A 24,686-nucleotide genomic window follows, 5' to 3' on the forward strand; every position below is an offset into this window, starting at 1 on the left:
ATATTTTTAAAAAGTGTAATCGAAAAATTTCTCTGCATTCCTTAAACTAGCCCATATATCAGAGCTTTCTCCGCCTATATACCAATAAGCTACTCCAGCTAGTTTTTTAGTAACCGCTAAGTTGTATTTAGTTATTAATGAACGCCCATCCTCAATCCAAATCGTATGTTTTATAGCTTGTTTCGAGTAGCTCGCGACATATTGTCCCAGAGTAGAATTCCACACAGGTTTCGATGCATAGCTGCTGATGATCTGATTTTGCTCCGGAAGCGTAATATATTCAGAGGATAAAACCGTTCCCTTCTGGTTCAGTGTCCAATCCCGATTATATAAGGGCAATGCCAATATAACTTTTTGACTAGGTACAACTTTTAGGATTGTATTCACAGCCTTTTGATCATAAGAAAGCGAAGCATTGGACCCCGGAACTTGACTCCCGTCATAATGCTCATCATACCCCATCATCACCATGTAATTCACTTGCTTGCCTAGGGCAGCATAGTCAAAAGCTTCTGTCCAATCCGTTCCAAGATCAGGGGATACATCCATCGACAGAATAACATTGAGCGAATGCATTTTCTCGGCCAATAAAGTAATAAACGAAGTCAAATACACACGATCTTCGGCCGCTACATTTTCAAAATCTATATTTAGTCCATCTAATCCATATTTACTCACTAAAGCAGCTAATTGTTTGACTGCCGTATTCCTTGCGGTTGTACTCAACAGCATTTGATGCGTCGCTTCTTGATCCGATCGATTGCCAACCATCGCCCAGACTTGCCTTTTATTCTTTTTTGCCCAAGTTACCAGCGAGACATCTGTCGAATCCGTTACTGTCCCTGTTTTTCCAACATAATACCAACGTGGTGAGAGTGTGTTGACGTTCGATTGCAAAACATGATTCTCAAATTGTGACGTCGTGAGACCATACTGCCAGCCTATAACAATACGTTTGTCCGGATCACTTTCCAGCTCTGCCGCCCAGCTTGTATGTTGCAGCACCCGATCCATCAGCACTGCCGTCTCTTGCCTGGTTATCGGGTCCGTGGGTCGAAAATTTCCGCTATTATCGCCCTTCATTAATCCGCGATCATTAACCTTGGCTACAGCAGCACTTGCCCAGCTAGCAATTTGTTGCCGATCTTTAAAATTGGTTTGTGCGGTAGTTGCAGTGTTTGTTTGCTTTAGCGCTTTGGCTATCCACACAGCCGCTTCCTGCCGAGTAACTGCTTTTGCGGGTGCAAAAGTAGTTGCCGAAGTGCCGTTCGCCAGTTCAAGCTGAATTGCTGCCTGTATCCAGCCGTAATACCAAGCGCTTTTGGCTACGTCGGTATAAGGAGATACCGGACTCAACGCTGGATCAAGCTTCAACAGACGATCAAGAACTGTAATAAATTCAGCTCTAGTAATCGATTGAGTAGGTGAAAATTTAGTATTCGAGGTGCCAGTTAATATATTCCGGTTATATAAATCTATGATTTCTTTTTTTGCATAACTAGTGTTTATATCCTCAAAAGGAACCCCGTTATCGGCCGATATATGCTGAATAAATCCTCCGGCGTATAGCACGACAGCGAGGGTCATTATAGTAAATCTAGCAAATATATTCTTCACGGGTTAAGAGATTCCCCCTTGGTTATCAATCTTTGAATTATACCAAGGATACAATCCATAAACATCGCTAAAATATTGGTAGAGTACGATAGGATCAGCTCTTCGGATTATGCAAAAAGAGACTAAGAACCACACCACACAGCACCAAGCCCAATGAAACTAGGAACGTGTCGTGGAATCCTGCAACCATAGCCTCTAAAGGTAGCTTCTAATTTCCTTGACTCATTTGAGTAGCTATATTCGAAGTCAATAAGCCCGACATTATAGCGACAGCAAAGGAACCCACAATTTGTTGTGCAGAGGCAGTAAGTGGGGTCACACGGCTGATCAAATCCTTCGGAGCGGCCTTAAGCACATGTGTACCGAGCTGCATAGTAGTTAATCCTTGGCCAAGTCCCATAATGGCAAAATAACTGATCATAACGTATACACTTGTATCATTTTGTAAACGTGACAAAAGAAAGAGTCCGGTGGACAGCAGCACAAGTCCAGAGAACACAACGGGCCGAGCTCCATACTTATCAAATAATTTTCCTCCAATAATCATGCCAGCAAAGGATATTAAAGCTTGAGGAATAACTAAAAGTCCCGATTCAAAGGAAGAAAAACCTCTGACCTGCTGCAAAAAAATTGGAATTAACAGAATCGAACCAAATAAGGCGAACTGATTAATCCAGGTCAAAATCATACCTTTACTAAATTCTAGAGATCGAAAAGAGCGAAGTTCCAATAACGGTTCTTTTTGGCGCAATTCCACGAAAATAAACAAGGCTAAAGCAATGAAGCTGAACGCAAGAGATATAATCGTTATACGATCCCCCCAGCCATCCACTCCCCCTCTATGCACCCCAAATACCAAGCTGGAGAAAGCGAGTGGTGATAAAATCACACCCCAAATATCCAATTTAGCTTTATTCCCCTTCTCTATTACCGGAAGAAATTTCACTCCAACAATCATTGCAATAATACCAATGGGGACATTAATCAGAAAAATCCAGTGCCAGCTTGCATATTCCAACAGCCATCCTGACAGTACAGGACCAAGAACAGGCGCAATTAACATCGGTAGGCCAAGCAATCCCATGATTGAACCTCTTTTATCGGGAGGTGCGATTTTGAATGACATAGCCATACCAATTGGAGCAATCATCCCTCCGCCTAATCCCTGCAAAATACGAAAGATTATCAGCTCTGTTGTGGATTGTGCCATTGAGCATAATAAAGAACCTATGGTAAACAATACGATCGAAGCTAAAAAAACACGTTTGGCAGTAAACTTATCCGAGAACCATCCGGCCAATGGGATAATTACGGATAAAGCCAGCGTATAACCCGTGATGGCCCACTGTATTGTTTTTAGGCTGGCATCAAAGGTTTTTTCAAGCTGCGGGATCGCTACATTCATAATTGTACTGTCGAGCATAACCAGCAACATTCCTGTTATAAGTGCCAGTATTACGGGAAGTATTGCTTTTATAGAAAATTCTTTGGTGACTGGTTGGGATTGTTCCACTTGTAGATTACTCATGGGTCTATACACATCCTTTTTAATTTTTACTAATAAAATAGCTAACCGCTGCCTCCTTTTTAAAAAATCGCACCGTTAAACTAACAGTGTAAGATTAATATAGCACCCGTTTATTTGCTTGTAAATAAAAATATCTAACAGTGTAAGATAAACCGGTAATCTAACGATGGTAGACCAGCCATCCATCTTCGCTTATGATAAAAGAAGACAGTAACAGGAGGTCGTTTCGATGAGAATCAAAAATCTGCAAATCACTGAACAAGATATAATAAAAGCTTCTTGGGAGCTGCTAGATGATATCGGCATAGAGGCATTTAGTATGCGTAAATTAGCAGAACTATTAAATATACAAGCCGCCTCTCTCTATTGGCATTTTAAGAGTAAACAGAGTATTTTCCAGACACTGGCTAATGAGATCGCCAAAGAAGCCCTCGAAACTGCGAATCTCGAAGGTGATTGGCAAGAACAGCTTTTTCATTTTGCAGATCGAATCCGCGGGGTTTTACATAAGTATCCTTGCTCGGCTCAGCTGATGATGAGAACCTTGCCTTCTGAACCTAATTATCTATCTTTACTGAATACTTTGCTTCAGATCGTGGATCATCTTCCTTTAAGCGATAGTGACAAATTCTCCTTAATTGCTTGCGTGTTAAACTATGTAATCTCTTTCGAATTGGACAAATATGAGCAGGATCGAATTGACTTAGCCATGAAAAATGAACCTAATGGAGATGCTAGAGAGGTATTTAAACAATCGCTTGAGCACTTATCAGGGGATGGACCTAATGTTATAAAACGAATGTACGAAAACAATATCTTTAATGAAATTGGCTCCGATAAGATGTTCTATACAGGTCTAAAAATAATGGTGAGTGGAATTGAACAGTTAGCTAATGAGCGACAGTAGAGCTTAGGGGATTTTTCACGAAAATAAATCTTGGCACAAAAAAAGGGCATCCCAGCAGCCGATTTCGGCTTTTGGAATGCCCTTTTTTAAAGAGCCCGAAATAAAAGTTCTCCTTTGGACTGAATATATCTATACATCACTCCACATGCCACAAATATCACCACACCAATACCTAACATAACGAGATTACCATTTAGATCGGATAAAAGAAAACTCAAACCAAATGGAATCAGCAAGCTGATAAATCCTATAATCATCGCTACAAGGACCGAAGCACTTTGTTTAATTACTGAGACTTCGTTAGTCCACTCCAGTTTAGGAAGCTTCAAGTTAACGATCACACCTACCATTGCAGTAAGACAAGCGTATAGGACGGGGATTATTAGCAATAACAAGCTCTCCATCCAGCCTGTGCCCAGAGAAATCATTAGAAGCACACTACTAACAATCACAATCGGTACTGTAATGGTGAGATTCACTACGATTTTACTTAATAATATGGTTTTTGTCGGAACGGGGGCGCTTTTTAAAATCCAAATATGGTTACCTTCAAGCGAAATCGAACTCGATGTCGTACAGCTTAATGCAACAAAGAGGGAAACAAATAGTGGCGCCAATCTGCTTAGATAGTTAGAGAGTTCAGGTATCTCAATAATTTGTCCTAATTGCTCTGAGCTAACAAACAGTAAGGTAATCGCCATGACAAGTAACATAACCATACCGATACTCGTATTTAGCACATATATAGAAGAACTGAAATAGCGGCGCAGCTCTTTTTTATACAATGTGTAAAGCGGTGAAGAGACTGCAAGTGACCTCATTTGATACTTATTCTTTGAGTAAGAAGTCGTAAGGCCTGTGTGTATTGCTTTATATTTGCTGCCAAGAATAAGGGTAAACAACATAAAAGAAAGTAACGAAATCCCTATAAATAATAGTAAAGGAGCTACCTGATACGAGCAGACAGCATCTACATACATAACCGTCAAAGGATATAAGTTGAAGATTTGATCGGCAATTTGTGTGCTCATATCCGCAAGTAACTGCGGGTCATTCCCATTCATTTGGCCTGAACCCAAAATAATAACAATGATTACGGCAAAAGTCAGAATGAGACTTATTAAACGACTTCCTTTAAAACGTGAGGAAATCCAACTAATCAATGCCCCTATAATTGTTGCAGCAATGATCGGCACTAATGGGATAAATAGCAGCGTTATCATGAAAAATAAATAATATACTACTGCCGGATTTACCTTTATAGCATAAACTACACCTGCTGGCACCATCACCATCAATGAGAACAGTATATTCAGCACATAGAGCTGAACTACACGGCTTGCTACGATATGGCTCGTTTTGATAGGCAACGACATTACGAGATCGTAATCTTTGGAGCCAAATAATACCCCACTCGCCTTATAGATCGTTGTAAAAAATCCAATCAAGCAAGTAACAGCCATCATAATCGCAAGCAGCAGCTCTGGCCTGCCTATCTGTTCAAGGGTCTCTGCTATCATGAAGCTATATCCAAACGAAACTACTGCCATCATGACAATCCCTATTAAGATACCGATGCTCAGCAAAAGCATTTTTCGTCTTTCTTTCATATTCCTTGTATGCAAAGCTTTATTTAACCCAAACGATGAGATCAGCTGAATTTTCGTCAATCGCCAGATATTAATCATGTTTAATCAACTCCAAAAACACATCTTCAAGGCTGCTGTCACCCTTCACCTCTTCTGTTTTCCCATGAGTGATCAATTCACCCGCTTTGATAATGGCAATCTTATTGCAGAGCTTCTCGGCCACATCCAGTACATGCGTCGAAAAAAAGATCGCACTGCCTTGGCTGCAAATCTCCGCCATGATTCTCTTGAGCGTGTGTGCCGCTTTTGGATCAAGTCCCACAAAGGGTTCATCCAGAACGAGCAGCTTCGGTTTATGAATAAGCGCGGAGATAATCGCGAGTTTCTGTTTCATACCATGAGAATATGCGGAGATTAAATCCCCCAGATTAGAGGTAATCTCAAATTCATCGCTATACTTCTTTATCAATAACTCCCGATCCGCTTTCGATACACTAAAAAGATCACCAATAAAATTCAAGTACTGAATGCCCGTCAGATGATCGTATAGATCCGGATTATCTGGAATATATGCAGTAATCGCTTTGCAGGCTAAGGGATCTTTTTTAATGGAGTACCCACCAATCTCGATATCCCCCTCCTCAAAATCTAAAACTCCGACCACTGCTCGGATAGTTGTTGTTTTCCCCGCACCGTTATGACCGATAAAGCCATAGATGTCACCTTTTTCGACCACCAAATTCAGATCATTTACCGCCTTCTTGCCACCCTTGTAGCTCTTGGTAAAATGTTTGATTGTCAACATCTTGCCACTCCCCTTCCAATCTCATAACACTCTCGACAAGCCATATTTACTATAGTTTCGTCGTCTTCAATATACGTTTCTTATAATACGTTTAGCCCGTCCAGATAGTTCATTCATTCACAAATATTTTTATCGGAAATTCCCACCCTATAGCGCGCGAGGTGAATAGTAACCGGGTCCGTAAGGGTAAGCAATTTACTTTTGAACGCTAAACAGTCGACTTCGTTGGTGCCACGGTGTATAGGACCGAGGCGCCCTTATTTCACAAAATCATGCCTTTTTCCACTCCGTTCGGACTCAGATGCAGCTATTGTGCCATATCCACTGCATTTTGCTGCAAAATCAGCCGAATAAGTGCTATGCAGTCCGTTACTTTGAAATAAGGCGCCAAAAACACTATTTAGCTGCAATACGGTCCGCAAGGGTAAACTAACTACTTTGGAACGTTAAGCCAACTACTTTGGTGACGATGAGCTAACTACTTTAGGACGCTAAGCAAACGAATTTCTAAGCATTCTACTCCGGAACAGAAGCAATCTACCTTTGGCGATGGCTGCCATTCCTACGTATAGGACCGAGGCGCCCTTATTTCACAAAATCATGCCTTTTTCCACTCCGTTCGGACTCAGATGCAGCTATTGTGCCATATCCACTGCATTTTGCTGCAAAATCAGCCGAATAAGTGCTTTACAGTCCGTTACTTTGAAAAAAGGCGCCAAAAACACTATTTAGCTGCAATACGGTCCGCAAGGGTAAACAAACTACTTTGCTGACGATGTGATAGCTACTTTGGAACGCTAAGCAAATTACTTTGGGGATGGTGAGATAACTAACTTTGGAACGCTATCCAAACTACTTTGGGGACGATGAGTTAGCTCCTTTGGAACGTTAAGCAAATTACTTTGGGGACGCTAAGCTAACTACTTTGGAACGCTAAGCAATCGAATTTCTAAGCATTCTACTCTGGAACAGAAGCAATCTACTTTTGGCGGTTGCCGCCATTGCAACGTATTGGACCGAGGCGCCCTTATTTCACAAAATCATGCCTTTTTCCACTCCGTTCGGACTCAGATGCAGCTATTGTGCCATATCCGCTCCTTTTTGCTGCAAAATCAGCCGAATAAGTGCTATGCAGTCCGTTACTTTGAAAAAAGGCGCCAAAAACACTATTTAGCTGCAATACGGTCCGCAACAGTAAGGTAAGGTAAGGTAAGGTAAGGTAAGGTAAGGTAAGGTAAGGTAAGGTAAGGTAAGGTAAGGTAAGGTAAGGTAAGGTAAGGTAAGGTAAGGTAAGGTAAGGTAAGGTAAGGTAAGCCAAGCCAAGCTTAGCCAAACTAACTATCCACCCGACAAAAAGAGCATTCACCCCCAAATTCGGGATTGAATGCTCTTTTTTCTAAATGCAAAGTCTACGCTGATGCGAACTGACTGTTATATAATCTGGCGTAATATCCACCGCTGGCTAGGAGCTGGTCATGCGTACCACTCTCCACAATGTCTCCGTCCTTCATGAAAAGAATGAGATCCGATTCTCGAATCGTTGACAAACGGTGGGCAATTACAAAGCTGGTCCGGCCTGCGATCATTTTTAGAAAAGCCTTCTGAATCCGTACCTCAGTCAGCGTATCAATACTGCTGGTGGCTTCATCCAAAATGAGCATAGGTGGATCTACGAGCATCACTCGTGCTATGGTTAGCAGCTGCTTTTGTCCTTGCGACAAATTATCTCCTGAGCCACTGATCTTCGTATCATATCCCTCAGGCAGGCGTTTAATGAAGCTATGAGCATTAGCAGCCTTTGCAGCAGCGATGACCTCTTCTTCGGTAGCCTCAGGTTTGCCGTAGGCAATATTTTCTCTAATTGTGCCGCCAAACAGCCAAGTGTCCTGCAACACCATCCCGAAATTACGCCGCAGACTGTCCCGGGTAATCGTCTTGATATCCACGCCGTCAATCTTGATGGAACCCCTATCCACATCATAAAAACGCATAAGCAGATTTACCAGCGTTGTCTTCCCCGCTCCCGTCTGCCCTACAATTGCAACCCGGGTACCTGGTTTCACTTCCAGACTGAAATCATTAATCAGAGGACGTTCAGGATTATAAGCAAAGGATACTTTTTCAAAGGTAATCGTTCCTTGACTTGTATTCATAATTTTGGCGTCTGTTGCATCAGCTGGTTCTGGCGATAGGTCTAGAATGGCGAAAATTCGCTGCGCTGATGCTGTTGCCGATTGAAGCTGCGTAATCACACCTGTAATTTCATTAAACGGCTTAGCAAACAAGTTGGAGAAGATCAAAAAGCTGGACAAATCCCCTACCGTCACAAGCCCGCGAATCACCATAACACTTCCGATCATCGCGATAACAGAGAAGGTAATATTATTTACTAACCGTGTTGTCGGATTAGACAAAGAACCGTAAAATTGTGATTTCACGCCAGTCTGGTACAAAGTCTCGTTTCGTTCTTCAAACTGGGTCAGTGCACGGTCTTCATAATGATAAGCAGTGACCACTTTTTGTCCGCCGATCATTTCCTCCACGTATCCGTTGAGACCGCCCAGAATTTTAGCCTGCTCCTTAAACATCTTCTGGGAGCGCATCGTAATGAATCTTGCCACAAAAAATGTAACGGGTGCTGACAGAAGAACAACTAAGGTCATTAAAGGACTAATGTACAACATGAGTGCAATTGCCCCCACGATGGTGATGATCCCCGTGAGCAGTGTTGAGAAGCCTTGCAGCAGTCCATCAGAGACCGCATCCATGTCATTAACAAACCGGCTGATGCTGTCCCCTTGCGGGTGGTTATCATGAAATTTTAACGGCAAAACATTTAATTTATCAAAAAGCTCCCGCCGTAAGTCATATACAGTCCGGTAGGCAATTCGATTAGTCAGGTAGGTAAGAAGCCATCCGAAAAAGCTGCCGACAATATACACCCCTGCCAGAATCAAAAGCAGTCTAAGTACGGCGTCAAAATCAACCTCTCCCGGCCCGATCATAAAATCGATGGCGCTGCCGATAAGCAACGGGCCAATTAGACTGGCAATCACACTGAGTATTGCGCAGATTACTGCACCTATAGCTATTTTTTTATAATGCCCTGTGTATACAATAAGTCTTTTCCAAATGTTGTTTTTGTTCATTGGCCCGACTCCTCACTTGATAGCTGGGACAGGCAGATTTCTTTATACTCTTCACAACCCCGCATCAGCTCCTCATGGGTTCCGACACCGGCGATCCGCCCTTCCTCAAATACCATTATTTTATCCGCTTGTCTTACAGTGCTTACCCTCTGCGAGACAAGGAGCACGGTCATTTCCTGGCTGCTCTCTTTGAGAGCCTTACGAAGTGCCGCATCTGTGGAGAAATCCAGCGCACTGGAGGAGTCATCCAAAATAAGAATCGATGGCTTACCTACTACTGCACGAGCTATGGTTAAGCGCTGCTTTTGTCCACCGGATAAATTTAATCCCCCACGAGATACTTGCGTATTCAAGCCTTCGGGTAATTTACGTATAAACTCCTCCGCTTGAGCGATAGAGGCTGCCTGCATGATTTCTTCCTCAGTTGCATCTTCCTTGCCCCAACGTATATTCTCAGCGATTGTTCCTGTAAACAACACAGCTTTTTGCGGTACAATCCCTATTTTCTCACGAAGCTGGTGCAGCTTGTAATCTCTGACATCCACACCATCCACTTTCACTTCACCTTGCACCACATCATAAAAACGGGGGATCAAATTCACAAAAGTAGACTTACCTGAACCCGTACTGCCAATCAGGCCCACGGTCTCTCCGCGATTAATTACTAAAGATATATCCTCTAATGCCGATTCACCTGTCGTATTATACCCAAAGGATACGTGATCGAATTGTATAGCAGGGGCAGCAGGGTCAGGTTCTGCAATCAATGCATTTCCTTCCTCGGACACGGATACCTTAACACCAAGCACTTCATTCACACGATTCGCTGAGGATGAGGCTTTTGTAAAAATAATAACCAAGTTGGAGACTACTATCAGCGCCAGCAAGATCTGAGTGATGTAATTGATGAAGGCAATGATCTCCCCTTGAGACAATCGGCCCCCATCGATATGAATTCCGCCTACCCACAAAATAGCTATGATCGCCGCATTTACTACAAGTGTAGTCATCGGCCCAAGCAAAGCAGAAATCCGCGAAACCCGGATCGCTGTAGTAGTCAAATCATCGGATGAGGCATCAAAACGGTCTTTTTCTGTACGTCTTTTGGCAAAAGCACGAATCACTCGAATCCCCGATAAATTCTCACTCAGTACGAGCGCAAGGGCATCCAGCTTCTGCTGGTATTTTCGGTACAAAGGAGCACTGCGGGTGATAATAAAATATAAAATAATGCCGAAAACCGGTGTTGCCGCTATTAGAATCAGCGATAATCTAAAATCCAAAATCATGGACATTAGGATAGCCCCGATGCAGATAAACGGTGCACGAATAACTAGACGAATCAGCATGGCCACAGCAATTTGCAGCTGGTTTACGTCATTGGTAATCCGATTAATCAGTGTAGGCGTACCTAAGGTATCCAGTTCAGCATACGACAAGGATGTAATATGTCTAAACATCTTATTGCGTAGTGTCGTACCGAATCCCTGTGAAGCCCGGGCTGCATAGTATTGGCATACCATGGAGCAGCCGAAGCCAAGCAGTGACATCAGAACCATTAGGCCACCCATGCGGTAAACATAGGCGCTGTCATGATTGCCAACCCCGTTGTTGATGATCAATGCGACAATGGTAGGCAAAATCAGCTCCAGAATCGCTTCCATCAGTTTGAAGATCGGTCCAATGATCGCTTCTTTTTTGTACGGCTTTAAATATACTGCAATTTTGAACAAATTTATCCACACCCAACATAAGAAGTATTTAACCACTTGAAATATGTATAAGAACAGTTATGATTATGGCATATCTACTCACATATTAATAATATTGGATTCGTATCGCTCCCATACGATTAGCATATCTCAAGTTCGGAGGATTTTTATATGGATATTAGACAGCTTAAATATTTTATGGCGATAGCTGAGGAAGGACAGATCACATCTGCAGCCAAAAAACTGCAAATGGCCCAGCCTCCACTGAGCCAGCAGCTAAAGCTCCTGGAGGAAGAACTCGGTGTAAAGCTAGTGGAACGAGGTCCACGCAGCGTGCAGCTCACTGAAGCTGGAGCCATTTTGCGGGACCGTGCCCAACAAATTCTGGAGCTGGCAGATTCCACTGCCCGTGAGCTCACTGATTTTGTCAAAGGTTTAAAAGGAACCCTAGCCATTGGTACAGTTTCTTCCTCTGGAGCTACGTTGCTTCAAGATCGGCTATGTGAATTTCACAAAACCTATAAAGGTGTGAAGTTTGAGATTCATGAAGGAAATACCTTTAGAATCATTGACCTCTTGAATAAAGGCATTGTCGAAGTCGGGATTGTTAGGACACCCTTTAATGGTACAAATTTAGAATGTCTTTACACACAAGCTGAACCTATGATTGCCGTAATGACACCTGAGTATGACTGGAAAACGGATGAAAACTTTATTGAGATCGGTGAGCTAAAGGATAAGCCGCTTATTATCTACCGCCGTTTTGAGCAGCTTATCCGGGAAACATGTCTTGAGAACGGCTTTGATCCGCTGATTTTCTGTATGAATGATGATGCTAGAACAACACTGCTCTGGGCAAACGCTGGTCTTGGCATCGGAATCATCCCCAAATCCGCTTTCGAATTAACGAGTAATAGTAATTTGATCTATAAAGAAATTAGTAGTGAATCACTACGCACGCGGGTCGCCGCCGTCTGGATTAAGGATAAATACTTGTCATCATTGGCTTCAAAGTTTATTGAGAGTTTCAAGAATGGATAATACCAGCTCTATTTATTCACTTGCTGTTGAACGAGCCTATCCTCTTCTTCTTTAATACGGTTAATATCAATTCGTTCAAACAATAATTGTAAATCAGTAACCTGTTGGTAAGGGGGTACCGAGCAAGGCTGCCAATTCGGTAGTTCTAACGACAGGAACCCCCTGATCTTGTCACAAGAGAACGGCAGAAACGGATGTAACAAATTCGCTAGGTTCGCAATAATCTGCACACATGTGTATATTGCAGAATCACAAGAAACCTGATCCTCTTTTATCTGTATCCATGGTTTTTGCAGGTCGAAATACTGGTTTGCCTTGCGCACATAAGAAAAAATATACTCCAGCGCATCTTTTAGATTCCCAGCCTCAATAAGCCGCCCTGATTCGAGATACAAGAGGTCAATGTTGTCATTCCACCCCTTATCCAATTGCCCATTCGGCACTTTCCCTTCATAAAACTTATCTACAAAAGCCAATGAACGGTTCACAAAGTTACCAAATGCTCCAAGCAGCTCTCCATTATGGCTATAAATAAACTCTCTCCAGGAAAAATCCGTGTCCCGCTTCTCGGGTCCATTAGCAATTAAGAAATAACGAATAGAATCTGGCTGATACCGCTCTAAAATATCAGGTACCCAGACCGCCCAGTTTCGGCTAGTGGAGAACTTCTGCCCTTCAAGGGTTAAATATTCGCTAGATATAATCCTGTCCGGTAAATGCAGACCTCCAGCTCCTAATAACACAGCCGGCCATATTAAAGTGTGAAAAGGAATATTGTCTTTACCATGCACATAATAAGCAGTAATCTCCCCTTTTTCCTCTAACCAAAAATCCTCCCAGCTTCCTCCGGACTGTGCAGCCCACTGCTTACTGGCTGATAAATAACCACTTACCGCCTCAATCCAAACATAAATTTTTTTATCTTCAAATCCAGCCACAGGAACATCTACACCCCAAGACAAGTCTCTTGTTACCGCGCGGTCCTGCAGCTCTTCTTGTAAATAACGTTTGGTCAGTTTTATAGCGTTTTCTCTCCAAAATTGTGCTTCCTCTACATATTCCGTTAATTCAGACTGAAAATTAGATAAGCTAAGATAATAATGTTCTGTCGGCCTTTCTGATGGTGTATTACCACATAATTTGCAGACTCTGTCTAACAAATCGGCAGGATCTAGAATCGTAGAACAATAATCACATTGATCCCCTCGCGCCCGCTGGCCACATACCGGACAAGTCCCTTCCACATATCTGTCTGGCAAAAAGCGCTGATCCACCTCGCAGTAACATTGCGCAATGGTTTTTTTATATAAATGACCATTCTCTAGTAGCTTTGTAAACAACTCTTGCACGACCTTATGATGCTGCGGTTGATCCGTTCGAGTATATAGATCATAACTAAATCCCAGCTGTTTAAAACACTTCAGAAACTCCTCATGATATCTGCTTGCAAAAGCTCCGGGTGTAATCCCTTCATTCGCAGCCTGAACCGCTACGGGTGTGCCATGGCAATCACTGCCTGATACATATAATACGTTATCCCCTTTGGAGCGAAAATATCGTGCCAGCACATCCCCAGGCAACACACTTGATAATCTCCCAAGATGTAAAGATCCATTCGCATACGGCCAAGCGCCACCTATAAACACATTACTCATTAACCTTTTCCTCCTTTTTTTGACAACAAAAAAACTCCCATCCACAAAGGACGAGAGTTCTACTCACGTGTTACCACCTAATTTTATAAATGCCTCATGACATTTACCTCTTCAGGTACGACGTTAATTAACGTTTATACCCTAGCACTGTAACGGATGCAGGTTCCGGCGCAGCCTACAACCCATAAGGTTTCGATGCGCAGCTCTGAGACCATATTCCCAAGGGTTTTCTTTACTCCTTTTCAGCGACCGGAGCTCTCTGTTGAAAGAATTGCCGTGGTACTCTTTCTCTTCTTTGCTTTTACATATTCAAGTTAGAGAAAATAATAATCAATTTGTTGTTTATTGTCAATGTGAAAAATCAAGCTCACTGTAACTTTTCCAGTTAATCTCCGTCTTTTATATAAATACGTTACAAGGAGGTCCCTCAGTGAAAAAGGTAAATTTGCTTACACTCTCTGTTCTTTTACTAGCAGGGGTATGGGGTTGCTCCGATAATCAAGTCAATTCTGTACCTAAAAGTGAGCCCTATACTTCCAAAGAAGCCATCAGTAGAGGGGATATTGTTTCTTGGGAAAAAGTGTACAACCTCGATAAATTCGAGCAATTTATAACGAATCTCTCCAGCAAAAAAGCAGACAATATACGCGTTACAAGTTACACAGATGAAGGCGATCCTATATTTAAGGATTTGAAATTTGACGGTAACGTGATTAATTATAGCTATGATACCTCTAATGATGCATTCGGTGGAAGCAACACAGGAGTCAGAACCGATACCTGCTCCGAAGTGACGAGTAAAAAAAGCACACAAGGTGAAATTATCTATTCGATCAGCGGTTGCACAAATAATGACTCTGAAATTGATTACTACCTTTTTCGCACAACAAAATGAAATGCTGAAATAAAAAAGACCACCCAATCATAATACAATTGGATGGTCTCTGTACTTCATATTATTTCATGATTTTGCAAATATCATTGGTGAATTGAACAGGATCACTAACCTGTAGACCTTCGATCAACAGGGCTTGGTTGTACAGCAGGTTCGTGTATAAACCGAGCTTTTCTTTGTCGTTCTCTGCTGCCGCCTTCAAGGACTGGAATACTTCGTGATGGATGTTGATTTCAAGTACCTTATCCGCTTGCACCTCTTGGCCATTCGGCATCGATTTCAGAATTTTCTCCATCTCGATCGTCAGCTCACCTTCTGCAGAGAGACATACCGGATGAGTCTTTAAACGTTTGGAAGCTTTAACATTTTTCACTTTGCCGGACAGGATGTCCTTCATCGCTTCAAAAAGCTCCTTGTTTTCGTTCTCTTCCGCTTCCGTTGGCTTGTCCGCTTCGTCGGCTTCGATCCCCAGATCTCCGCTGGATACGGATTTAAATTCTTTTTCCTTATAAGACTGAATCATCTTGATCGCAAATTCATCAATATCATCAGTGAAGTAGAGAATTTCATACCCTTTATCCGATACAAGCTCGGTTTGCGGGAGCTTCTCGATTCTGTCGATCGACTCTCCGGAAGCATAGTAGATATACTTCTGATCTTCTGGCATTCTTGAGACGTATTCGTCCAGCGTAACCAGCTTCTTCTCCTTGGAGGAGTAGAACATCAACAAATCTTGAAGGGTGTCTTTGTGCATCCCATAATCGTTATAAACACCAAACTTAAGCTGTCTGCCAAAAGCATTATAGAACTGCTCATATTTCTCTCTTTCATCCTTCAGCAGGCTTTGCAGTTGGCTTTTCACTTTATTCTTAATGTTCTTAGCGATCAGAGTCAGCTGACGGTCATGCTGGAGCATCTCTCTGGAAATGTTCAAGGAAAGATCCTCTGAGTCCACCATACCTTTTACAAAACTGAAGTAATCAGGCAGCAGATCCGCACATTTGTTCATGATCAACACACCGTTGGAATAGAGCTCAAGACCTTTTTCATATTCCTTTGTGTAATAGTCAAACGGTGTATTTTCTGGGATGAACAAAATCGCATTGTACACTACAGCACCATCAGCACTGATATGAATATGTTTAAGCGGCTTATCGAAGCCGTAACGTTTCTCTGCATAGAAGTTATCGTAATCTTCTGTAGTCAGCTCGCTTTTGTTCTTGCGCCAGATTGGCACCATGCTGTTTACGGTTTGTTCTTGAACAACTTCTTCGAACTCATTCTCCGTGCCTTCTTTTGGCTTTTGTTCCTTCAAGTCCATTTTGATTGGGAAACGGATGAAGTCGGAGTATTTTTTAATGATGGATTTCAGGCGATATTCTTCCAAATATTCATCATATTGATCTTCTTCAGTATTCTCTTTAATCTTCAAAATCACATCAGTGCCGACAGAATCCTTCTCAACAGTCTCGATGGTATAGCCGTCAGCGCCCTTAGACTCCCATTTAAAGGCCTCGTCGCTGCCTAATGCCTTACTGATCACTATAACGTCATCAGCCACCATAAACGCAGCGTAGAAGCCCACTCCGAACTGTCCGATGATATTGTGGCCATCTTTAGCTTCGTTCTCTTTCTTAAAAGCAAGAGATCCACTCTTCGCGATTGTACCTAAGTTATTCTCCAGCTCCTCTTGTGTCATCCCGATACCTGTATCGGAAATCGTCAAGGTTCTGTTCGCCTTATCGGCGGTCACTTTAATATAATAATCCTCTTTATTGAAGACCAGGCCTTCATCAGCTAAGGCTTTGTAATAGATCTTATCAATCGCATCACTTGCATTGGAAATCAGTTCACGCAGGAAAATTTCCCGTTGAGTATAAATGGAGTTAATCATCATTTCCAGCAATCTTTTCGATTCGGCTTTAAACTCTTTTTTGGCCATGAATAAATAAATCTCCTTTCAAAATAACCTTATTATTCATCATTCCGTGATTAGCACTCTTCTTAGATGAGTGCTAATTCTTCTTTTTATATAACATAAACTGATTTTCAATGTCAAATTTTTTGGCTACTTTCATATGAAAATATAACCATTTACAATTCCCTTGCAATCCTATTGATTGTATGATTTAAATAGATTAGATACATAATTTCCAAATAAAGGTTTATCCATTTCGGATTTGGGAGGTCTTTAAATGAATGAACAAGCAATGTCCGCTTTAAATTCCACAATAAAAAGCCCCGTAAAGAACTTAATTGGCAGTGTATTCATTCCCGTACATGATATTGAAAAATCCCGTCGCTGGTATTGCCAAGTCCTGGGGCTTCCAGAGACAGATTGTAAGATCATGAACGGTCATTTATGCCCGCTGCCTATGCAGGGAAACACTGGAATCATACTGGATACCATGCCGTTGTGGGGCGGCTTAGAACCTGAAGGAACACCGCCCATTACAACACCAGCTTTTTTGTTACTGACCGATGATTTGCAAGCCTCTTTCAATTATGTGAAGGCTCTCGGTGTAGAGCTAGTAACTGAAATTCAAGATGAGCATTGGTTTGTTGTGAAAGATCCTGATGGGAATAAATTAATGATTTGCAAGCAACATTTGGATTAAAAATTGAAGCGGTTGTGATTTCCACTTCTTAGGGTGCATCAGAAGCTGCAGATCAAAGTGAATTTCGGGATGAATAAAGGACAGCTCCGCCAAGCTTCCTCGTTCAATTTCTTCCTCTGCCACGATTTTTGGTAACAAAGCAATTCCAAGGCCATTCATTACACAACGTTTGATGGCCTCCAGATTCGAAAGCTCAAAACCTATGCGGAATATGATCCCGTGCTCTTTTAACAAATTCTCGAACAGACTGCGGTAAATACAGCTTTCCTCCGAGACTATTAGCTCACAGTTATTCAGATCGTTTAGGGTTACCGTATCCATCTGGGCAAGCGGATGATGAATGGGGGCTATCAATACAAGCGGCTCATCTCTGACGATCGTACGCTCAAGGATGGAATCCGCAGTGGTGCGATCCAACATTAAGCCTAGATCTACTTCGCCATCTTTTATTTTGGCAAGAAGATTAGCTTCCTGCATCGTTTGCAGATGAATATCCAGCTTCGGAAATTTAGTCCTTAGCTGCTGCAGGTAAGGAGGTAAATAAAAGGCCGCTAAAGAATCTATCGTCCCAATAGTTATCGTTCCTCCGATTTGCTGGGCGATGGTTTCTTTTGAACGATCATACAAATCCAAAATCTCCACGAACAGCTTCAATAACTCTTCTCCTGGCGGGGTAAGCCGCAGCTGACGGCCATGCCTCTCTATTAAAGGTACTCCATATTCCTTCTCTATCTTCTGTATTTGCATCGTCACACTTGATTGTGCATATCCCAATTCTTCAGCAGCTCGCGTAAAGCTCTGACGTTTAGCCACCTCGCGGAAGGTTCGTAAATAGGTTAAATCCATTACCTCACCCTAACATCAATATTTTTGATGATCCATATCATTTATTATAGCTAACGACGATGCTACTTTCCATGGTAAAGTGTATGTAGAGGAATTAAAATATTTTGGAGGCCGATAATTTATGCTTACAGAACAACAGATTTATGGAGTTTATGTCCCCGTGGTCACCCCGTTCAATGCTGCTGGTGAAGTTGATTTGGATTCGTATCAGCGTTATGTAAAGAACATTATTAACAACAGCATACAAGGTCTGGTCGTTAATGGAACCACCGGAGAATCGCCCACTGTAACCGTAAATGAAATGCAGCTTCTAGTAAACACTTCCCGTGAGCTTCTACAATCCACATCAATCCCCTTAGTAGTTGGTACAGGTACCAATGATACAGCCTCTACGGTTGCACGCACGGAAATTGCTGCAAACCTTGGTGCTGATTGTGCACTAGTAGTCGTACCTTATTATAGTCGTCCTTCACAAGAGGGTATCATTGCCCATTTCCGCAAAGCAGCAGAAGTAGGCATACCTATCATGGCTTATGATATTCCAAGTCGTACAGGTACCGCCATGACGGTAGATACTGCACGTACAATCCTAGAAATGAATAATGTTGTCGGTTTAAAAGACTGCTCAGGCAGTACAAAAATGGTTACAGAGTTAGTCCGTACAGGTGCTAAACCTGTGCTTGGCGGCGATGATTCCCTCTTTTATGAAATGCTTAGCTGCGGAGCAGCTGGGGGTATGCTCGCTACTGCCAACGTTTATCCGGCAGAATGCCTTCGTATCTTTGAAGCCTTTACATCTGGTCAAGTGGACTTCGCTAAAGAAAGCTTTGAACAACTACTGCCGATCATCCGCCTATTGTTCAAGGAATCGAATCCCGCTCCAATTAAATGGATGCTTAACCAAAACGGCCTACTATCCTCGGATACGCTTCGCCTCCCTATGACTTCCATCAGCACAGGACTTCAGCAAGAACTGAGCCCCTATGTTCAGGACAATACAATTGAAGCAACCGCATAAATGAAATAACAACAGCCGTTGTACAGTGAGGAACTGTTTAGCGGCTGTTTTTTGTTGTAAATCATCAGGACATAAAACATAAAAAACTGCACCTCCAAATGTTAGTTGTGTCTAACAATTGGGGTGCAGTTCAATTTACTCTGACGTTTTTTTATTTTGCTATAGAAACGATACGCATTCAAACTTACTTATCTGCTGCTCGTTTTTTGTCTTCCTTTTGTGAACCACTCGGACTTTGGCTTCAATGGAGGGTTAGACTTAGGTTTTGCTTTAGCTGGTTTGGATGCCGCTGATTTTGTTGCTGCCGGTTTTGTTGCCCCAGGTTTAGCAGTTGCTGGTTTGGAATTCGACGGTCTGGAAGACGATGGTCTCGAAGCTGCTGCTTTCGAACCTGACGGTTTCGCCGAACGATCTGTCTTCATTTGCGTTTTACGAGACATCGGATAAGGATGATCCTTAACTTCCGGAATCGATTTTCCAATCAATTTTTCAATATCTTTAAGGAAAGGAAGCTCTTCAGCTTCGCAAAAAGAAATTGCCGTTCCGCTCAATCCCGCTCTGCCTGTACGACCGATCCGGTGCACATAGGTTTCCGGAATGTTCGGTAAGTTGAAGTTAATTACGTGAGACAGCTCATCAATATCAATTCCCCGGGCAGCTATATCCGTAGCTACGAGAACACGAGTCGCACCGCTTTTAAAATTCCGCAAGGCGTTCTGGCGATCATTTTGAGATTTATTGCCGTGTATGGCTTGAGCAGCAATGTTCACTTTAGCCAGATCGCGGGTAACACGGTCTGCACCACGTTTGGTACGAGTAAACACCAAAGCTGAGACAATGGATTTATCCTGTAACAGCAGGTTCAATTGGTTTTGCTTATTTCCATTCTCTAATAAATAGATCGATTGATTGATTCTATCCGCAGTAGATGACACAGGTGTGATTTCTACCTTGACTGGATTCACAAGCAATGTTTTGATCAATTTAGAAATTTCAGTTGGCATCGTTGCCGAGAAAAACAGAGTTTGCTTCTTCGTAGGCATTTTGGCGATGATTCGTTTCACATCATGGATAAAGCCCATATCCAGCATCCGGTCAGCTTCATCCAGAACTAAAATTTGTACATATTGCAGATCTACACGTTTCTGATTGATCAGGTCGATAAGTCTACCAGGGGTAGCAATAAGAATATCGGCACCTTGATTCAGTGCACGTTCTTGCACTTTCTGTGACACACCGCCAACAATGGCAGCAGAGCGGATATCTGTATATTGGCTATACGCTTTTATGTTATCAGCAATTTGAATCGCTAGTTCTCTTGTCGGTGTTAAAATCAACGAGCGAATGCGTCGCACATTATTGGATTTGTTTGGGTTGGATTGTTCGCTTAACAATTGAATAATAGGCACGGAAAATGCAGCTGTTTTTCCTGTTCCCGTTTGCGCGCATCCAAGTAAATCTCTACCCGCTAATACAGCTGGAATCGACTGCTCCTGTATTGGTGTAGGTGATGTATAGTTTTCTTTGCTTAAAGCCTTCAAAATTGCAGGCACAATATTCAGTTCATTAAATGTCATTGGGTCTCCTTAATTTCTAATACATATATTCTTAACAATAAATCCTTTTGTCACGTCATAAACCATAATCATAACACAATAAGTTACATAATAATAGATTTTCTTTATCATCACACCAATTTTCATTAAAAATCCATTTCAGGATACTATTCGTTCTGCTCGTACAGAAATATTTTGCTAACCGTAAAATACTCCTCCTCAATTTATCCTGGGGCGTATCTTTTGTTGATCCTGTTGATCCTGTTGAGCAATCGGACTCAGACGCCCTTATTTTGAGGATTCATGGTTTTTGGCGATGCTATCGGACTCAGATGCACTTATTCACACCTTCGAAGCCCAATTCAGTACAAATATAAGGCAATAAGAGCTATGCGGTCCGATACCTTGGCAAAATAGATCAAAATGCTGAAATAGCTGCGATACAGTCCGATACGTACAAGCGGTCGGGTAAACCACGCAAACTTTACAGCACGCGGATCAGACACGCAATCCTTACAGCACGCAGATCAGACACGCAATCCTTACAGCACGCGGATCAGACACGCAATCCTTACAGCACGCGGATCAGACACGCAATCCTTACAGCACGCGGATCAGACACGCACAAAAAAGCGGAGGATTTCTCCCCCGCTTCTTATCTTTGCTATAACTATGATGACTATTCTACGATTTCAGCAGTATCGCCGTTGTTGGCACCTGCAGCGTTAGCTTCGTCAGTGTCAATATGCATATCCAGTTTAAAGCTGTCTGATACGCGTGCAATTACGTTCTCCAATACGAGACCACGATCGCCTCCGAGACGAACTTTAAGCAATTGCTTATCAGCAATGCCCCAAGCTTCAGCTTCAGAAGTATGGAAGTGAATGTGACGAGCGGCGATGATAACGCCTTGTTCCAATTCTACTTCGCCAGCAGGTCCTTTAAGCGTAATGCCAGGTGTTCCATCAATATTTCCAGATTCGCGAACTGGAGCTTTCACGCCAAGTGCGAAGGAGTCAGTACGGGAAATTTCTAATTGGGAAGCCGGACGAGCAGGTCCCAAAATTCTTACTTTGTCAAATTTACCTTTGCTGCCGATAACTGCTACTTGCTCATTTGCTGCAAACTGTCCTGGTTGAGAGAGGGGTTTGAACTCCGTTAGTTGATATCCTGGGCCAAACAAAGCCTCCACATGCTCTTGCGTAAGGTGAATATGTCTAGCCGACACACCTACGGGTACAGTCTTACTCATAGTAAAGTCACTCCTTGTATTTTCTCTAGTATCTGTACAAGCCATTAACCATTATACATCTTCTTAACCAAAAATAAAAAGCCCCACATCATAACGAGGGCCTTTTTTTCGACAATTCATACTTTTAGAACAGGATTGTCATGATTTAGACACCTGTGAAGGTAAGTTTGTACGCAAGTAGGAGACCGCATTCTCATATAACCAACCTTTAACGGAAGCTTCTGGATAGTAACGAAGCAGGTGCTCGGCAAGCTCAGGGTATTTTCCCGGATGTTCCATATTCTCTACCCAAGTGTCAATGCCGTCAAAGTCCGAACCAAACATCATATGTTTCTCCCCACCTAGACTACATACATGATCAATATGCTTTAACAAATCATCTATACGAGCTTTTCCATCATCACATACAAACCACGGATAAAAGGTCAGGCCCATTCTTCCGTCCATTGCAATTAATGCTTTAATCTGTTCATCATTTAAATTTCTAACATGCCCACAGATTGCTGCGGCGTTCGAATGGGAAGCTATAAACGGACGTGTGCTTAAGTCGGCTAGCTCCCAAAAACCTGCCTGAGACAAATGCGACACATCAAGCAGCATTCCACTGTCGTTGCACCATTCGATCAGCTTTCGCCCTTTTTCCGTAAATCCGCCGTTGCGCTGCTCCAATACTCCGTCCGCTGCCCAATTGGCATAATTCCATGTGATCCCCAAAAACCGCACGCCAAGCTCAAAGCAGAGCTGTGCATAAAATAGGTTCCCTTCTAGACCGTCTACACCCTCCAGAGAGAGCATTCCCCATGGTGATGCTCCAGCTGCTCGTTTACCTACCTCCTCCTTCCAACGCAGCCACTGAAGGCTCTCTGCGCCTAATATTTTTTGCCGGTACAAATCAATTTGTCCTAAAACATTCTCAAAGCTAGGTCTACCTCTACTTGCCGAAAGGTAGATCGCAAAAATCTGCAATTCTACACCGCCCGCTACCAACCGCTCTCCGGTAACATCCAACCGGGGATCATTCTTAAAATCCATATCCGGTGATGCTTGCATTTTACTCAGCACATCACAATGAAAATCCGCAACCTGTAGCTTATCGGTTCTCATCCCAAGCCCTCGCTTTCATGCAGCCCTATTCCAGATTCTATGCTTAAAAACGCCAGACTATATACCAAAAGCAAAAAACCTGTTTACATAAGTAAACAGGTTCATCGTTCTATGCTTCTATTATCTGGGTTCTACAATCAATTTAATCGCGGTTCGATCCTCTCCATCAATCACAATGTCTGTAAATGCCGGAATGCAGATCAAATCTACTCCGCTTGGTGCAACAAATCCCCGGGCAATGGCAACTGCTTTGACTGCTTGATTCAGTGCTCCAGCTCCAATAGCTTGTAATTCGGCCGATCCACGTTCACGAAGAACACCTGCTAAAGCGCCGGCGACGGAATTTGGATTGGATTTAGCTGATACTTTTAATACATCCATAGTAAGTACCTCCCCTGGGAAAATAATGGTGTTCTTCCACTACTTTAGATGTTATTCGCGAGAGAAGAAATAATTCCTTCTTTTTGCGGACTACTCTGGAGAAAATGGTACAATAGATACTCTTTTTCGATATAATAAATATCACACTTTACCCTTATTCGGCGAAATTACCCAGAAAATCACTTATCTTATCCTACTACTAGCTCATTACCCATTCATCTTCACGTAGCCGTATTTTCTCCAGACGGGTAGCCACGCCAGTATTCTCGTCTAATTCTGCAAATAAACCGTGAAGCTGCCATTTGCCTTCATCAACAACAAATCGTGCTGGAAGCTGTGTAGTGAACTTATAAAGTACTGCATCTCTTTCCATACCCAGAATCCCTTCGCTTGAACCAACCATACCCGCATCGGTCAAGTAAGCCGTTCCACCTGGCAAAATCACATCATCATTCGTCTGCACGTGAGTGTGGGTCCCAACTACAATTGATGCGCGACCATCCATGAAATAGCCCATGGCGATTTTTTCAGAGGTAACCTCTGCATGGAAATCAACGAGAATGCATTTATGATCTCTACGTAGCTCTTCCACAATTTCTTCACCCACACGGAAAGGGCAATCAATCGCAGGCAAAAATGTACGGCCTTGCAGGTTAACTATAGCCAGCTCTTTCCCGTTACCTTTAACAACCGTATATCCTCTTCCTGGTGTTCCTGGAGGAAAATTAGCAGGACGGATAATCCGGGCCTCATCGTCGATAAACTCGAAGATATCCTTGTTGTCCCATGTGTGATTACCCATGGTGATTCCGTGAACGCCCCAGTTAAAAAATTCATTTGCGATCGCTTTAGTAATCCCTCTACCGGCAGCAGAATTTTCACCGTTAACTATGATTATATGTGGTTGATATTTGCTTTTTAATGAGGGCAACATCTCCCGAAGTGCCTTCCTACCTACACTACCTACGATATCTCCAATGAATAGTACTTTAATGTTTCTCTCCTCCTAATCT

At 42.6% G+C, this 24,686-nt stretch carries 19 protein-coding genes and 1 other annotated feature; of the genes, 5 read left to right on the plus strand and 14 right to left on the minus strand.

Going from position 1 to position 24,686, the window contains the following annotated elements:
* Positions 1–6: 6 nt before the first annotated feature.
* Positions 7–1,617, minus strand: coding sequence for an S-layer homology domain-containing protein (locus PODO_RS17535; RefSeq protein ID WP_038571869.1), 1,611 nt, complete (start codon positions 1,615–1,617; stop codon positions 7–9).
* 208 nt (positions 1,618–1,825) lie between these two features.
* A complete protein-coding gene (locus PODO_RS17540; protein WP_244886351.1) occupies positions 1,826–3,145 on the minus strand; it encodes an MDR family MFS transporter in 1,320 nt (439 codons plus the stop codon).
* A gap of 229 nt (positions 3,146–3,374) precedes the next feature.
* Here PODO_RS17540 and PODO_RS17545 point away from each other — a divergent pair, with 229 nt between their 5' ends.
* Positions 3,375–4,052 (plus strand): TetR/AcrR family transcriptional regulator, encoded by a 678-nt coding sequence (locus PODO_RS17545; RefSeq protein ID WP_038571872.1) that lies wholly within the window; start codon positions 3,375–3,377, stop codon positions 4,050–4,052.
* A gap of 86 nt (positions 4,053–4,138) precedes the next feature.
* Here the strand turns inward: PODO_RS17545 and PODO_RS17550 are convergent, their stop codons facing one another.
* The 4 genes from PODO_RS17550 to PODO_RS17570 all read right to left on the minus strand — a co-directional run bounded on the left by PODO_RS17550 (position 4,139) and on the right by PODO_RS17570 (position 11,328).
* Positions 4,139–5,740: a hypothetical protein gene (locus tag PODO_RS17550; protein ID WP_038571874.1), complete on the minus strand. Its 1,602-nt coding sequence runs from the start codon at positions 5,738–5,740 to the stop codon at positions 4,139–4,141.
* Positions 5,733–6,446, minus strand: a complete 714-nt coding sequence (locus PODO_RS17555) for an ABC transporter ATP-binding protein (RefSeq protein ID WP_036688363.1) — start codon at positions 6,444–6,446, stop codon at positions 5,733–5,735. Before PODO_RS17555 ends, PODO_RS17550 begins: the two co-directional genes overlap by 8 nt.
* 1,409 nt (positions 6,447–7,855) lie before the next feature.
* Positions 7,856–9,595: an ABC transporter ATP-binding protein gene (locus tag PODO_RS17565; protein ID WP_038571881.1), complete on the minus strand. Its 1,740-nt coding sequence runs from the start codon at positions 9,593–9,595 to the stop codon at positions 7,856–7,858.
* Positions 9,592–11,328 carry an ABC transporter ATP-binding protein gene (locus PODO_RS17570; RefSeq protein WP_038571884.1) on the minus strand — a complete coding sequence of 579 codons (1,737 nt, stop codon included), beginning with the start codon at positions 11,326–11,328 and terminating at the stop codon, positions 9,592–9,594. Before PODO_RS17570 ends, PODO_RS17565 begins: the two co-directional genes overlap by 4 nt.
* A gap of 150 nt (positions 11,329–11,478) precedes the next feature.
* On the opposite strand from PODO_RS17570, the gene PODO_RS17575 reads away from it, so the two are divergent.
* The gene (locus tag PODO_RS17575) at positions 11,479–12,348 is read left to right on the plus strand and encodes a LysR family transcriptional regulator (RefSeq protein WP_036688370.1); all 870 of its coding nucleotides are present in this window, start codon (positions 11,479–11,481) and stop codon (positions 12,346–12,348) included.
* A gap of 8 nt (positions 12,349–12,356) precedes the next feature.
* Here PODO_RS17575 and metG read toward each other — a convergent pair whose 3' ends face one another.
* Positions 12,357–14,003 (minus strand): methionine--tRNA ligase, encoded by a 1,647-nt coding sequence (gene metG / locus PODO_RS17580; protein ID WP_038571885.1) that lies wholly within the window; start codon positions 14,001–14,003, stop codon positions 12,357–12,359.
* A 43-nt stretch (positions 14,004–14,046) separates the two neighbouring features.
* Positions 14,047–14,308 (minus strand) — a binding site (T-box leader).
* A gap of 125 nt (positions 14,309–14,433) precedes the next feature.
* Between metG and PODO_RS17585 the strand changes: the two genes are divergently transcribed.
* Positions 14,434–14,898 carry a DUF4362 domain-containing protein gene (locus PODO_RS17585; protein WP_051491574.1) on the plus strand — a complete coding sequence of 155 codons (465 nt, stop codon included), beginning with the start codon at positions 14,434–14,436 and terminating at the stop codon, positions 14,896–14,898.
* 61 nt (positions 14,899–14,959) lie between these two features.
* Here PODO_RS17585 and htpG read toward each other — a convergent pair whose 3' ends face one another.
* Positions 14,960–16,840, minus strand: coding sequence for a molecular chaperone HtpG (gene htpG, locus PODO_RS17590; protein WP_038571886.1), 1,881 nt, complete (start codon positions 16,838–16,840; stop codon positions 14,960–14,962).
* 253 nt (positions 16,841–17,093) lie between these two features.
* Here htpG and PODO_RS17595 point away from each other — a divergent pair, with 253 nt between their 5' ends.
* Positions 17,094–17,516 carry a VOC family protein gene (locus PODO_RS17595; protein ID WP_051491575.1) on the plus strand — a complete coding sequence of 141 codons (423 nt, stop codon included), beginning with the start codon at positions 17,094–17,096 and terminating at the stop codon, positions 17,514–17,516.
* Here the strand turns inward: PODO_RS17595 and PODO_RS17600 are convergent.
* Positions 17,487–18,362 carry a LysR family transcriptional regulator gene (locus PODO_RS17600; RefSeq protein WP_036688377.1) on the minus strand — a complete coding sequence of 292 codons (876 nt, stop codon included), beginning with the start codon at positions 18,360–18,362 and terminating at the stop codon, positions 17,487–17,489. The genes PODO_RS17595 and PODO_RS17600 overlap by 30 nt on opposite strands.
* A 121-nt stretch (positions 18,363–18,483) precedes the next feature.
* Between PODO_RS17600 and dapA the strand changes: the two genes are divergently transcribed.
* Positions 18,484–19,380 (plus strand): 4-hydroxy-tetrahydrodipicolinate synthase, encoded by an 897-nt coding sequence (gene dapA / locus PODO_RS17605; protein ID WP_036688378.1) that lies wholly within the window; start codon positions 18,484–18,486, stop codon positions 19,378–19,380.
* A 188-nt stretch (positions 19,381–19,568) separates the two neighbouring features.
* On the opposite strand, the gene PODO_RS17610 is transcribed toward dapA, so the two are convergent.
* The 5 genes from PODO_RS17610 to PODO_RS17630 all read right to left on the minus strand — a co-directional run bounded on the left by PODO_RS17610 (position 19,569) and on the right by PODO_RS17630 (position 24,667).
* Positions 19,569–20,957 (minus strand): DEAD/DEAH box helicase, encoded by a 1,389-nt coding sequence (locus PODO_RS17610; RefSeq protein ID WP_038571889.1) that lies wholly within the window; start codon positions 20,955–20,957, stop codon positions 19,569–19,571.
* Positions 20,958–21,615: 658 nt separating this feature from the next.
* Positions 21,616–22,188: a phosphate propanoyltransferase gene (gene pduL / locus PODO_RS17615; RefSeq protein WP_036688383.1), complete on the minus strand. Its 573-nt coding sequence runs from the start codon at positions 22,186–22,188 to the stop codon at positions 21,616–21,618.
* 138 nt (positions 22,189–22,326) lie between these two features.
* Entirely contained in the window at positions 22,327–23,292 is a 966-nt protein-coding gene (locus tag PODO_RS17620; protein WP_038571893.1) for a dipeptidase, read from the minus strand.
* A gap of 120 nt (positions 23,293–23,412) precedes the next feature.
* Complete coding sequence (locus tag PODO_RS17625; RefSeq protein ID WP_019910496.1) at positions 23,413–23,673, minus strand: stage V sporulation protein S; 261 nt, start codon at positions 23,671–23,673, stop codon at positions 23,413–23,415.
* A gap of 199 nt (positions 23,674–23,872) precedes the next feature.
* Complete coding sequence (locus PODO_RS17630) at positions 23,873–24,667, minus strand: TIGR00282 family metallophosphoesterase (protein ID WP_038571896.1); 795 nt, start codon at positions 24,665–24,667, stop codon at positions 23,873–23,875.
* Positions 24,668–24,686 lie beyond the last annotated feature (19 nt).

The organism is Paenibacillus odorifer, assembly GCF_000758725.1.
In the GTDB taxonomy this organism is placed as follows: Bacteria; Bacillota; Bacilli; order Paenibacillales; family Paenibacillaceae; genus Paenibacillus_AQ; species Paenibacillus_AQ odorifer.